At 47.2% G+C, this 13,352-nt stretch carries 10 protein-coding genes; 3 read left to right on the forward strand and 7 right to left on the reverse strand.

The genetic code is table 11. The annotated features are described in order from the left end of the window. Positions 1-68: 68 nt before the first annotated feature. From BUB99_RS09455 to galE, 4 genes are read right to left on the reverse strand one after another with little or no spacing between them, the layout of a single operon-like run. Positions 69-1,112, reverse strand: a complete 1,044-nt coding sequence (locus BUB99_RS09455) for a UDP-glucose--hexose-1-phosphate uridylyltransferase (RefSeq protein WP_073121887.1) — start codon at positions 1,110-1,112, stop codon at positions 69-71. A gap of 22 nt (positions 1,113-1,134) precedes the next feature. Beyond that, complete coding sequence (locus BUB99_RS09460; protein WP_073121889.1) at positions 1,135-2,748, reverse strand: sodium/sugar symporter; 1,614 nt, start codon at positions 2,746-2,748, stop codon at positions 1,135-1,137. Positions 2,749-2,760: 12 nt separating this feature from the next. Beyond that, positions 2,761-3,933 (reverse strand): galactokinase, encoded by a 1,173-nt coding sequence (gene galK / locus BUB99_RS09465; RefSeq protein ID WP_084190476.1) that lies wholly within the window; start codon positions 3,931-3,933, stop codon positions 2,761-2,763. A 9-nt stretch (positions 3,934-3,942) separates the two neighbouring features. Then, on the reverse strand, positions 3,943-4,965 hold the full coding sequence (galE, locus tag BUB99_RS09470; RefSeq protein WP_073121891.1) for a UDP-glucose 4-epimerase GalE: 1,023 nt from the start codon (positions 4,963-4,965) through the stop codon (positions 3,943-3,945). Between the two features lie 85 nt (positions 4,966-5,050). On the opposite strand from galE, the gene BUB99_RS09475 reads away from it, so the two are divergent. Then, positions 5,051-5,782: an NUDIX hydrolase gene (locus tag BUB99_RS09475; RefSeq protein WP_073121893.1), complete on the forward strand. Its 732-nt coding sequence runs from the start codon at positions 5,051-5,053 to the stop codon at positions 5,780-5,782. A gap of 104 nt (positions 5,783-5,886) precedes the next feature. After that, positions 5,887-6,471 (forward strand): pseudouridine synthase, encoded by a 585-nt coding sequence (locus tag BUB99_RS09480; protein WP_073121895.1) that lies wholly within the window; start codon positions 5,887-5,889, stop codon positions 6,469-6,471. Between the two features lie 77 nt (positions 6,472-6,548). On the opposite strand, the gene BUB99_RS09485 is transcribed toward BUB99_RS09480, so the two are convergent. From BUB99_RS09485 to pckA, 3 genes are all read right to left on the reverse strand, one after another. Next, the gene (locus BUB99_RS09485) at positions 6,549-7,520 is read right to left on the reverse strand and encodes a type I phosphomannose isomerase catalytic subunit (RefSeq protein WP_073121897.1); all 972 of its coding nucleotides are present in this window, start codon (positions 7,518-7,520) and stop codon (positions 6,549-6,551) included. Between the two features lie 1,231 nt (positions 7,521-8,751). Next, positions 8,752-9,828 carry a hypothetical protein gene (locus BUB99_RS09490; RefSeq protein WP_139280962.1) on the reverse strand — a complete coding sequence of 359 codons (1,077 nt, stop codon included), beginning with the start codon at positions 9,826-9,828 and terminating at the stop codon, positions 8,752-8,754. A 241-nt stretch (positions 9,829-10,069) separates the two neighbouring features. Beyond that, positions 10,070-11,692, reverse strand: coding sequence for a phosphoenolpyruvate carboxykinase (ATP) (gene pckA, locus BUB99_RS09495; RefSeq protein ID WP_073121901.1), 1,623 nt, complete (start codon positions 11,690-11,692; stop codon positions 10,070-10,072). Positions 11,693-11,931: 239 nt separating this feature from the next. Here pckA and BUB99_RS09500 point away from each other — a divergent pair, with 239 nt between their 5' ends. Further along, a complete protein-coding gene (locus BUB99_RS09500; protein ID WP_073121903.1) occupies positions 11,932-13,347 on the forward strand; it encodes an SLC13 family permease in 1,416 nt (471 codons plus the stop codon). The last annotated feature ends 5 nt before the right edge of the window (positions 13,348-13,352 follow it).

Raw genomic sequence — 13,352 nt, forward strand, 5'->3', positions numbered from 1 at the left:
CCATGTCTCTAAAACAAAGAAAGCCGACGCTATCGCATCGGCTTTCTTTGTTTTCTCTCTTCTGAAGATCAATTCCCTGATTGGGCGTAATGCACTGCTGGTAAATCTCTCAGACGCTGCGCCGCAAACTCCGCAGTGATGTCCCGCTGCGGATTGGCAAACATCTCGTACCCTACCATGAACTTCTTGACCGTAGCTGATCTCAACAGCGGTGGATAAAAAGACATGTGCCAGTGCCACTCTGGATGCTCTCGGTTGTCATACGGTGCTTGGTGTATCCCCGCCGAATACGGAAAGGACGTCTCGAACAAGTTGTCATACTTGATCGTCAAGTGCTGATACGCTTCTGCAAAAGCACGTCTTTCCTCTGCAGTCATCTCAATAATCTGCGCCATGCGTCGCTTCGGCAAGATCATCGCCTCAAACGGCCATACCGCCCAATACGGGATCAAGACCACCATGTGCTCGTTTTCAAATAGGACACGCTCCTTGGCAGCTAGCTCCTGCTGGATATAATCCTCCAACAAGTCTGTCTTATGATCCAACCGGTACTTCTCCTGCTGAAACTGCTTTTTCATCGGCTCGACAGGAATCGACTCTTGCGCCCAGATTTGGCCGTGTGGATGGGGGTTAGAGCACCCCATCACACTGCCTTTGTTTTCGAAGATTTGGATATGATTGATGTAGTCAATCGCTCCTATTTCCTTGCATTGTTCGACCCAAAGCTCCACTACCTTTTCGATCCCATCGACATCCATTTCTGGTATGGTCAAATCGTGTCGTGGAGAGAAACAGATCACTTTACACAGTCCTCTTTCGCTCTTGGATTGCAAGAGCCCCGTGCTCTCACCTCCTGAGGGGATATCCCCTTGCAGCGCAGCAAAATCATTGGTAAAGACGAAAGTGTCCTTGTAATCAGGGTTTCGCTCTCCACCTATGCGCTCATTGCCAGCGCATAGGTAGCAGTTCGGATCATGCTCAGGTCGTCTCTCTTGCTCCAGCTTCTCTACCTGCCCCTGCCATGGTCTTTTGGACCGATGCGGGCTTACCTGAACCCACTCCCCTGTCAGTACATTGAGTCTTCTATGAGAATGTTCCTTTGAATCAAACATGTTTTATTCTTCTTTTATAATGTTACCAAAACATCGCATACAACACTGCGGTGAGTATACAGATGACAAATGCCGAAATGTTAAATACCGGATTGGTTTTGAACAATCCTTTGGTCAAGTCGATACCTTTTGGATCGTCCTTTCCTCCACCGGTCAACTGGCTAATGATCACGATCACTACCATGGTAGCTACAGCGGTCAAACCCATTTGGTTCATAAACGGCATACCCGGTACGAACTTGAATGCTATGGCTATCGGCACAGAGATCACCGCTCCCCATATCGCTGCTGCGTTGGTGGTTTTCTTCCAGAACAGCCCCAGTAGGAATACGGCCAAGATACCTGGACTCACGATCCCTGTATACTCTTGGATAAACTGAAACGCCTGATCGATTCCTCCCAAGAGAGGTGCCATGATACAGGCGATGATCAATGCACCTGCCGCCGCAAAACGACCTGTGTTTACCATTTGCTTGTCAGAAGCATTCTTGTTGATGTACTGCTTGTAGATGTCCATCGTAAAGATGGTCGATGTAGAGTTCAGCATAGAAGCCAATGACGATACGACCGCAGCTGTCAGTGCTGCGAATGCTATCCCCTTCAGTCCTGAAGGCAACAATTGCAGCAACCAAGGATACGCTTTGTCGGCTTGTCCTACACTTGGCAAATTGGACTGTGCGATTTCGCCCAACCTCGCCATCATGGCTGGATCATTGACGATCACATACGCAGCGATACCCGGCACCACTACGATGAATGGAATGATCAATTTGAGGAAGGCTGCTAATGCGATACCTTTTTGCGCCTCGCCCAGTGACTTAGCTGCCAAAGTTCTTTGGATGATGTACTGGTTGAATCCCCAATAGTAGATATTGGCTACCCATAGCCCTCCTACCAATACCCAGATCCCTGGGAGGTTGGAGTATTGCTCATTAGTCTCTTCTAAAATCATGTGAAAACGATCTGGTGCTGCATCGACTAAATGCTTAAACCCTGCCATCATGCCTTGCCCATCAGAGACAACGTCGAGCGCGAGATAGGTCGTAATCAAACCTCCAAGAACCAAGAACACGACCTGGATCACGTCCGTCCATGCCACAGCAGACAACCCACCGTACAGCGAATAAGCCGCCGCAAACAAGGCCAAGCCAATCACGCCGTACATCATCGGGATACCCATGATGGTCTCTAGTGCCAGCGAACCGAGATACAATACCGAGCTCAGGTTGACAAACACATACAAGGCCACCCAAAAGACCGCAAGGATCGTTTTGAGGTTGGTACTGAATCGTTTTTCAACAAACTCAGGAATGGTATACAGTCCTTTTTCGATGAAAATCGGCAGGAAATACTTACCGACAATCAGTAGCGTAATAGCAGCCATCCATTCGTAGGATGCGATCGCGAGTCCCAGCGCAAAGCCCGAACCCGACATGCCGATGAACTGCTCGGCAGAGATATTCGCTGCGATGAGAGATGCCCCTATCGCCCACCACGGCAAAGACTTGCCTGCCAAAAAATAGTCTTCTGCACTCTTTTCGTGCCCTTCTTTGTCCCGAGAGACAAATAATCCAACCCCCAAAATAACGGCGCAGTATGCGCCGAAAATAATAAAGTCTAACGTAGAAAAATTCATTTGTTTTAGTAATTAGTTTTTAAGTAAAGTGGCGCCATCGCCAGGGGCGACAATATAATGCTTTAGTTCCACTTGGGTGACCTTTTTATAACTTTCAAGGACACTTTCTACTGCTGTGTCTAATCCCGATTTCTTGACAATATTGATGGTGCAGCCTCCGAATCCACCTCCCATCATTCGTGCGCCGATGATGTCAGGGTTAGCCTTAGCAATGTCCGCCAACAAGTCCAGCTCTGCACAGCTCACTTCATATTGTTTGCTCAGACCTTCGTGCGTTTCGGTCATGAGTTTGCCTAGCAGTTCGATATCACCACTCTTCAATGCTTCAGCAGCTTTAAGTACGCGATTGTTTTCACTGATCACGTATGCACACCTATCGTACACGACGGCATCTAGTTCCGACTTGACCGCATCGAGCTGCTCCATTGTCGCATCTCTCAAACTCTCGACTCCTTCAAATTTCTTTTGCAGCACAGCTACACCGGATTCGCATTGCTCGCGGCGTACATTGTACTCCGAGCTGGCTAGGTTGTGCTTGACCGCTGTATCGAATAGCACCAGTTGGTAGTCTTTCAGGTCACAAGGGATAGACGTGTACTCCAGCGAGCGACAATCCAACATGATCGCATGATCCGCAGTACTCAAACAACTCGCAAACTGATCCATGATCCCGCACTTCACGCCTGCGAAGTTGTGCTCTGCCTGCTGCCCCATCTTGGCAACATCCACCAACGACACCTCGTGCCCGAACAACTGACTCACTGCAAACCCAAAAGAACATTCTAACGCTGCGGAAGAAGACAGACCCGCTCCCAACGGCACATCACTCGTAAAGACCATGTTGAATCCTTCGAGAGCCAGTCCTTTCTTGTTGTACTGATCGAGTACACCGAGGAAATAGTTGACCCATCCCATCTCTACAGGTTTGAGTGCATCGTCGATGGAGAAACTGTACTGTTCATCTAAATCTAACGCTTCCAGTTTACACTCCTTGGATCCGCTCTTGGCGATGGCTACATAGGCCGCCTGCTCGATCGCAGCGGGCATGACATACCCATTGTTGTAGTCTGTGTGCTCACCGATAAGGTTGATACGCCCAGGTGACTTGATCACCAAAGGTTCTCCACCGAATTTCTCTTTGAAACACGCTATTATAGCTTCCTTCTTCGCATTGACCTCTTTCATAACTCTCGTTTAACCTTTTAATTTCAATTGCCAATTCCACGCAGAGGACATCATGTCATCGAGAGACAACTGTGCTGTCCAGCCCAGTTCCTCCGTAGCGTAGGTATTGTCAGCGTATATTTTTTCTATATCTCCATCTCTTCTATCCGCGATTTGATAGTTGACCTTCACGCCATTGATTTTCTCGAAAGACTGGATGATTTCCAACACTGAAAATCCTGAACCTGACCCTAAGTTAAAGTACTCATAGGCCGTCTTTTGCTTCTTCTCCAACTGACGATTAACAGCGATCACATGTGCCTTGGCTAAGTCTACCACATGGATATAATCTCGAACCGCTGTCCCATCAGGCGTATCATAGTCATTGCCAAAGACGCTGAGCATCTCGCGCTCCCCCGTGGCTACCTGCATCAGATAAGGCATCAGGTTATTAGGGATCCCCTTTGGTCGCTCACCGATCAGCGACGAACTATGCGCCCCGATAGGGTTGAAATAGCGCAGTGCGATGGCATTGATATTCTCATAGGCCCGTGAACTGTCACGCAGGATATCCTCCCCGATTTTTTTGGTATTCCCATAAGGAGACTCGGCAGGCTGAATAGGTGTCTGCTCCGTCACTGGTAGCACCTCTGGCTGGCCGTACACCGTGCACGATGAAGAAAACACGATGTTTGACACACCGTGTTTTTTCATGCTTGCAATCAAGTTTACTAAACCTGAAATATTATTGTCATAGTATAGCAGTGGGTCAGTAGAGGACTCACCTACAGATTTGGAAGCCGCAAAGTGTATCACTCCATCAAAAAACTGTGACGAAAACAAAGCCTCCACAGCCACTCCATCTCTCAGATCCAGCAATGTAAATGCTGGTTTGACCCCTGTAATTTCTTTGATCCTATCCAGTACAACCTCCTCGGTATTGGATAGATCATCTACGATATGAACCTGATGACCTGCTTGTATCAGTTCTACCACGGTATGTGCTCCTATATAGCCCAATCCTCCCGTTACTAGTATTGTTTTATCTGCCATAGTTGTCGTCTCTACTAATTAAACGTAATAATAACGCTTTTAATTTAAGCGTACAAGAAACGTTTAATTATATTATCTTTACTAAATGAATGAAATCAAAGGTATAAATCTAGCCAAACACAACGAGACGTATCAAGATGGCACGCCTATTTTAGTGGCGGTAGACAATGTTATCTTTGGTTTTGATCCTGTGGAAGAGAAACTCAAAGTGCTTTTGTTTAAAAGACAAGTAGAACCTCAGGCAGGCAACTGGTCATTGATCGGTAGCTTTGTGCAGAGCGATGAATCTGCCGAGCTGGCTTCTCAGCGTATCCTAACCAAGTTCACTGGACTGACGGATGTGTTTTTGGAGCATTTCAACACCTATTCTGACATTGACCGAGACCCTGGTGCACGCGTCATTTCGTTAGGATACTACAGCCTCATTCGTATCGACGAGCAAAAAGAAGAGCTTGTCCAGTCCTTTCATGCACAGTGGTTTCATATCGATGAGATTCCTGACCTAGTCATCGATCACAACCAAATGATTCTCGATGCGCTACATACCTTGCAAAATGAATCCCGCAGAAAGCCTATTGGGTTCAACCTCCTTCCGGAGAAATTTACCATCCCGAAACTGCTCAAGCTCTATCAAGAGATCCTGCAAGCACCGCTAGACGATCGAAACTTCAGAAAGAAGATTCTATCTGCAGGCTACCTAGATCGACTCGATAGCAAAGACAAATCCACCTCCAAAAAAGGCGCATACCACTATCAGTTCAATATAGAAGCCTATTTTGATCTCGTAAAAAAAGGTTACTCATTGGTCTTGCCGTAGGTATAGTCACCTGTTCGATAGGATACTACAGCTGCGTGACTATTTTTGCAGTCTAATTTCACCGTGCGTTGCGATTTTGACGCATGTCACGCCAATGCTATACTATGCCCGCACACCAGCACTTCATGCTACACAAACCCTACGGTTATCTTTCACAATTCGTAAGCAACGAAAGCAGGCGCAGGAACAAAAAGAAACTAGGAGAACTGTACGACTTTCCCGATGGCACGATGGCAATAGGCCGCTTAGATGAAGCCTCTGAGGGATTGCTACTCCTCACCACTGATGGCCAAGTCAGCCTAGATGTGCGAAGCAAAAAAGTAGAAAAAGAATACCTCGCACTGGTAGATGGTATCATCACCGAACAAGCAATCACCGAGCTACAGTCAGGCGTGGATATCACCGTAAAACAAGAAACCTACACGACCCTACCCTGTCAAGCGCAAGCTTTAGAAGATGAAGAAGTGCGCTGGACCAACTCGCGCCATGTGCGAGACGAGAGACACGGACCGACTAGCTGGGTATCCATCACCCTCACGGAAGGCAAAAACCGCCAAGTCCGAAAGATGACTGCTGCCGTGGGATTCCCCACACTTCGACTCATCAGAGTTCGCATCGGTGACATCCATTTGGGACAACTAGCCGCGGGCAAGGTCGTGACACTAGATGAGATAGTCGTCGGTTCATAGACTCCCCAAAGGCGCACAAAAAAGCCGTCACACCTAATCAATCAAGGTTGTGACGGCTTTTTTATTACCATTGGCTGTTAGACCGTCACTTCCAGCAATTCCATGCCTGTGGAAGACAACTGCACCTCATCTATCGCCGCGGGCAGCAGGATAGTCTCGCCTTTCTTGATCGCAACACTGTGCGCGTTTGCCGTGACTGTACCTTCTCCGTCCACACACATATAGATCACAAAAGAATCTGTAGCACTGTAGTCCTGTGTCGTCTCGCCTTTGACTGGTAGATAGTGGGTGGTAAAGTACGGACATGAAGCGATTTCGTTCGAACTATTCTCCAGTTTGGTATAGTCCAACCAGAAGTCATCCTTCTTCGCAAAGTCAATCGCATCGAGTGCTAGTTCCGTGTGCAGCTCTCTTGGCTTGCCATCCTTGTCGACACGGTTCCAGTCGAAGACTCTATAGGTCACATCAGAGGTCTGCTGAATCTCAGCGATCAGACAGCCCGCACCTATGGCGTGAATCTTACCTGTATTGATGAAGAAGCTATCGCCTTTTTTGACTTTCTCGACATTGAGGATATCCTCTAGTGTATTGTTATCCACATGCTGTACATACTCCTCTTTGGTCACTTCTTTGTTGAAGCCTACGATCAGATCTGCGTCTGGCTCAGCATCCATGACATACCACATCTCGGTCTTGCCGAAGGAGTTGTGACGCTCTTTGGCCAGAGCATCGTTAGGGTGCAGCTGGATAGATAGTGGGACTTTCGCATCGATGTATTTGATCAGGATAGGAAAATCCGTACCGAATCGCTCTCGGTTCTTCTGCCCTACTAGGTCTGCTCCATATAGCGTCAGCAGTTGTTTGAGGTCTTTGCCCTTGAGGTCTCCATTGGCTACCACAGAGATATCACCGGGTACATCTGAGAGTTCCCAGCTCTCGCCGAGGTTCTTTTCGTCGGATTGTTTGTTGAGTACGTCTACTAGTTTGTCTCCACCCCACATTCTGTATTTCAGAATCGGTTCGAATTTGATAGGATAGTCTAATTTCATTTTTCCCTTAGGTTTAAGATGCAAGTATAAAAACTACCTTTCAAACCGATGGAAAATAGGAGGTAAATTTGGGGCAAGTGATGTCTCGTCAGAGGCTGTAGTAGAGAGATATGTGAGTTTCGGGAAGATACTCGTATAGAGAATACTGATGCGACGAGCCGCTGCAACTTGTAGGAAGCTTTCGCACCCGTGCAGTGGGTAGTAGCGGAGTAGATTCGGCCAATTATCTCCACACTTTGATTTTGGCCAATGCCAACCTTTAGCTATTCTGCAAGATGCCCTCATCCTGTTTTTTTGTCATTTCGACCGCTCTATGCTACACGTCATTCCCTTTGCTTGACAAGGGAATCCGCTGGAGTGAACACCATAGTTGTGTAACAACTGTACTGCCCATAGCGGGGGATTGCTCCGATCTGCGTCCTCGTCCCTCGTCCTGGTCGGGCAATGACGGTCAGTGGGTAATCGTAGGCTCGGGTCAAGTCTCGCAGTGCACCCAAAAAGACTAAACGCTCGACAGGAAGAAAACACCCACAACAGAACGGACGCCCTTCTTTATTCTAGGTCTTAGCGGAGGCTAAGAGCAGAGGAGGGACAGATAACCACCAAACTTTCTTAACCCACCGAACGTCCTATTGGCTATATACAGTGTTTGTGATAGTTTTTATCAAATAAGATTATTCGTTATAAAAAATAAATGGAGAGGGGTGTCATTAAGTAGTATTATCATCAACAACCATACAAATCCCACTTCCCTAGTAGTCTTTACATACTTGTTACCCGGACTGTATCCGTTTTTATCAATACTTATTTTACACTAATTCTTCTCGATGGGCTACTGACACCTTTGGGTTCAGTAGATATAGACCTTAGTTGCTGCGTCGGCCTAGGTGTAGCAAAATAGTCCAAAGTCGGCAAAGTATCAAAAGAAATTAGCAGTGATCAGTAGGGGCAGTACGATGCTTTCGAGTCTCATACTGCTGAGCCTTGACAGAGGAACACCTACCGAACCTACTGCTCATTCAGGGGCCTTTCTTGTCTTAACAAGCCCATGCTTCTCAACGTCCTCACGGGTACTGTTATAAACCCCCGCAGACTTCATTCCATACCTGCGCAGGTTTGAAAACAAACCCGCGGGGGTTTAAGCGCAAACCTGCGGGGGTTTAGGCGTAAACCCGCACAGGTTTGGAGTCAACATCCAGATGGTGCTATGGAAGTCACGGGCAGCGGTTTGTCAAAAGTCAAAATTCTCAGGTTCTCCCTGTAGCTTACGACCTTTCAGGATGAGGTCTTTCATCCATTTGGCAGAGTCATATTCTTTTTTTCGACCTTCTGGGGTGAGCCTGATTCCAATTTGCTTTTTCATGAGATACTCCTCATAGATAGTGGGGAGTATTTCGATCACTTTCTGTCGCTTGTGCCTATCTACAGCGTCTACGACGCTCTCTTGCCAGTCGTCATGGGCTCGGATAGAGACCTTCTCTGGGGATGTCCATTTCAGATAGTCCAAAGCATACTTAATTTCCAAATCAGGATTATCCCTCAGCCACTGGCTATAGTCGGTAATAAACCGAGAGGTCTTTCGGTCTTTGAACCGCTCTGCAAATTTGATCAATTCCTCATCACAAGAACTCAGGTATGGTTTTTCGGGTGGCGCATTCTTCACCTTCTCCTCATGGTCAGCATGTATACTTTCCATACTCTTTTTAATATAGAACAACTCCTTTTCTAACCTGAGCGGGGGCTGCTGTAGCAGCGTATAATTGCCTGTGTGCGTATTGTGAAAGTCAAAATAGGCAATACCCGTCTCTCCCTCCTCCATGTAGTGCTCTTGTATATCTTGGTATTGCTGATAGTCCATTTCGTACACTTCGCGGTGATCTATTTCGTCGGATTGGTAGTAATCGATATACTGATCTAGGTCTACTTCAGAAATATCCGATAGCACTGAATAATCTAACACATGCCCTCCTACCGTCACAAAATCATGCGTAATCTCAATCTCGGGTAGGTCTGTCACCTGCCCGGCCTGCCAGCGACAGCACAGGTCAAAGAGCTTTTTTTGCTGGATTTCGCGCAGACAGTACCATGCCGAATCCTGCCATATATCCCATAGGTAGCGTTGCTGAAACTTGGTAAAGTCGCCATACACCAGCAGGTTGGCCTTGTGGTGCGCATAGGCTTTGGCAAAGAGAGGTATCGAGTTGTCACGATACTGCAAAAAAAACGCTTCATAACGTGGGTCGGACAGCAATTCTTCGATGATTTGGTTTTGCACCTTATCGTACTCTTTTAGTTGGTTAGCTTTCATAGTTTCGTTTAGGTCTGAATGAGGCCATTCAGGGGTTAGTTCAATATATAATCTCGAAACAGTGCTGACTATCAATCCATTGATCAACTCATCACACTATAGTGAATATAATAAATATGCTCAAAATGTAAAAATGTGATCTGCGAGAATATATATCGGCACCAAATACCTAGCGATATACAGAAATGGGCAAAAAAAAGGCCACCCTAGTAAAAGGTGGCCACAACTCACGAATTAGGCATTAGGCCAAAACAGAATCCTCTACGACGGGTGCTCCTGACATAATCTCATCATTGGCATACTCCTCGAATTTCACAAAGTTAGCGACGAACTGACTCGCTAGCTTATCCGCTTTTCGGTCATAGGCTGCCTGATCTGCCCATGTATTTCTAGGGTTGAGTATCTCAGCGGGGACACCTGCCACGGCATCAGGCATGGCCAGGCCGAAGACTGGATGCTGGCTATAGTTGACATCATCCAACTTGCCTTCTAGCGCCGCAGAGATCATGGCTCTGGTGTATTTCAGTTTGATACGCTGTCCTACACCATATTCTCCACCAGACCATCCGGTGTTGATCAACCAGATGTTGACATCATGCGTTTTGATTTTCTCTCCTAGAAGTTCCGCATATTTGGTCGGGTGTAGTGGCATGAATGGTGCCCCAAAACACGCTGAGAAAACACTCACTGGCTCAGTTATTCCCGCCTCGGTACCTGCTACCTTGGCAGTAAAACCAGAAATAAAATGATACATGGCCTGTCCTACGGTCAGTTTAGAGATCGGAGGCAGTACCCCACTGGCGTCACAGGTCAGAAAGAATATATTTTCTGGAATCCCTCCTACAGATGGCGTGACCGCATTCTTAACATTTTTGAGTGGATAAGACACCCGTGTATTCTCTGTGATACTGCAGTCAGCATAATTCACCGTGTTGGTCCCAGGATAGAATTTGGTATTCTCTAGTATGGCACCAAATTTAATCGCATCCCATATCTCTGGTTCTTTCTCCTGCGTCAGGTCGATGGTTTTGGCATAGCAGCCTCCTTCGAAGTTGAAGATTCCCTCGTCTGTCCATCCATGCTCATCGTCACCGATCAGCAGTCTATTCGGATCAGCAGATAGGGTGGTCTTGCCTGTACCTGATAGGCCAAAGAAAACTGCGCTATCGCCACGTTCCTTGCCGATATTGGCACTACAGTGCATAGAGAGTACATGGTCTTTGTCTGGTAGGAGGAAATTGAGCACTGAGAAAATTCCTTTTTTGGTCTCTCCTGTATAGCCCGTACCTCCCACCATGATCACTTTCTTGGTGAAGTTGACAATCGCAAAATTCTTTTGGCGTGTGCCGTCTACCTCTGGATCAGCATAGAACTCTGGGACAGCCAAAACAGTGAACTCAGGATGGAAATCCGTCAAGTCATCGTTTTCAGGCTGGATGAACATGTTGTAGCAAAACAGATTGTGCCAAGCCTGTGTATCGATCACCCGGACTTTCAACCGGTGCTGAGGGTCAGCACCAGCATAGGCATCACGCACATATAATATTTTATCACCCAGTGATGCCACCATCTTGTTGTACAACGCGTCGAACTTGTCCTCATCAAATGAGATATTGATATCGCCCCACCACACTTTGTCTTTGGTGATGGCGTCTTTGACAATGTAGCGATCCTTAGGAGATCTACCTGTGAACTTACCGGTACGGCACATCAGCGCACCTGTATCAGTCAAGACACCTTCGTCTTTTTTGACTGCTTCTGTGATCAACTCGGCGGGAGTCAAATTCCACAATACGCCTTTGACATGCTCTAAGCCTAGCTCGATCATGTCTTCCATTAGTGACTTTAGATTTGTGTTTTTCATTACAGTGAGATTTAGTTATCGTTCGCTTTTGATATACTTTATATGGCCCTCACTTAGATATCAGGAAGGTCACCACCAAGGAATTCAGCCTTTGTACTGCCCTGATGGCCTAACAAATTGACGCATTCTTCTAGTCAATAAAACTGATCAAGATCAGCCCTTCACATGTTTTGGGTCACCTCTTTGATCCACGCTTGATTCTACATTTGTTCTATTACTGACCTCTAGAACAAAATCAAGTGACCTCACAAGCTAAAAATTTCATCCTTAGTCTGGTAGTAGCCATCGCCATTGTGCTCATCCCCAGCCAGTACTTTCCTCTAGCACAGCTCAGCGTCATCGAGCAACGTGTGATGGCACTCTTCGTATTTGCAGCGATGCTGTGGGTACTGGAGCCTATTCCTATCTATGCCACCTCTATTTTGATCATTGTACTAGAGCTCTTGACGATCTCCACTTCAGGGATCAATGTCCTGATCGACAATCAGGGCGACCATTTCGGTGAGTTGATTGCCTACAAAGACATCATGGGCACCTTTGCCTCTCCCATCATACTGCTCTTTCTTGGTGGTTTTTTCCTAGCGATGGCCTCTACCAAATATCGACTAGATCAGGGATTGGCCAAGGTCCTGCTCAAGCCCTTTGGCACACGCCCCAAAATGATCATGCTAGGACTGATGATCATCACAGCGGTATTTTCCATGTTTATGAGTAACACCGCTACGACGGCTATGATGCTGGCTATTCTGGCACCTGTATTGACCTGTTTCGACGAGAAAGACCCTGGACGAATTGCCTTTGCTCTCAGCATCCCATTCGCGGCTAACATCGGCGGGATAGGCACACCGATAGGTACACCTCCCAACGCCCTCGCCCTGAAATATCTGACAGGCGAAAACAACATTGGCTTTGGCGAGTGGATGGCATTTGGTGTTCCCTTTGTCATCGTCCTGTTGGCAGTAGCCTGGTTTCTCTTGCTCAAATTCTTCCCTCCCAAGGCCGAACACTTGGCACTAGAGATCAAAGGCAAATTCATGACCTCTCGCAAAGCCATCATCGTCTATGTCACCTTCGGCCTCACTATCCTGCTATGGTTGTTTGATTTCGTACATGGTATGAACTCCTATACCGTCGCGATGATTCCTGTGGCTGTCTTTCTGGCCTTTGGTATCATCACCAAAGAAGATCTAAAGAAAATGAGTTGGGATGTCCTATGGCTCGTCTCAGGAGGGATCGCTCTAGGCCTAGGGCTAGAAAAGAGCGGCTTGGCAGCACACTTGGTCAACAGCATCCCTTTTGATCAGTATGCCCCTGTGTTGATCGTAGCGATGGCTGCCATACTTGCAACGATCATGGCCAACTTCATGTCCAACACTGCGACTGCCAACCTGCTACTGCCCATCATCACAGCAGTAGGTGTGTCAGTCATGAGCCTCGAAGCGCTCGGAGGCGCAAAAATGCTCATCCTCGCCACCACACTAGCTGCATCCCTGGGCATGTCCCTACCGATCAGCACTCCGCCCAATGCACTCGCTCATGCGACAGGCATGATAGAATCTCGGCATATGTCCAAAGTAGGCGTCACCTTGGCCATAGTAGGTTTAGTCCTCATAGGCATACTCATGTACGTTTTGAACAAAGTCAATTTTTTATAGCACGT

Source organism: Reichenbachiella agariperforans, from assembly GCF_900142205.1.
In the GTDB taxonomy this organism is placed as follows: domain Bacteria; phylum Bacteroidota; class Bacteroidia; order Cytophagales; family Cyclobacteriaceae; genus Reichenbachiella; species Reichenbachiella agariperforans.

Coding starts and splice junctions, on each gene's coding strand:
- BUB99_RS09455 (WP_073121887.1), bottom strand. CDS start 1,112: ATGTTTGATTCAAAGGAACATTCTCATAGAAGACTCAATGTACTGACA.
- BUB99_RS09460 (WP_073121889.1), bottom strand. CDS start 2,748: ATGAATTTTTCTACGTTAGACTTTATTATTTTCGGCGCATACTGCGCC.
- galK (WP_084190476.1), bottom strand. CDS start 3,933: ATGAAAGAGGTCAATGCGAAGAAGGAAGCTATAATAGCGTGTTTCAAA.
- galE (WP_073121891.1), bottom strand. CDS start 4,965: ATGGCAGATAAAACAATACTAGTAACGGGAGGATTGGGCTATATAGGA.
- BUB99_RS09475 (WP_073121893.1), top strand. CDS start 5,051: ATGAATGAAATCAAAGGTATAAATCTAGCCAAACACAACGAGACGTAT.
- BUB99_RS09480 (WP_073121895.1), top strand. CDS start 5,887: ATGCCCGCACACCAGCACTTCATGCTACACAAACCCTACGGTTATCTT.
- BUB99_RS09485 (WP_073121897.1), bottom strand. CDS start 7,520: ATGAAATTAGACTATCCTATCAAATTCGAACCGATTCTGAAATACAGA.
- BUB99_RS09490 (WP_139280962.1), bottom strand. CDS start 9,828: ATGAAAGCTAACCAACTAAAAGAGTACGATAAGGTGCAAAACCAAATC.
- pckA (WP_073121901.1), bottom strand. CDS start 11,692: ATGAAAAACACAAATCTAAAGTCACTAATGGAAGACATGATCGAGCTA.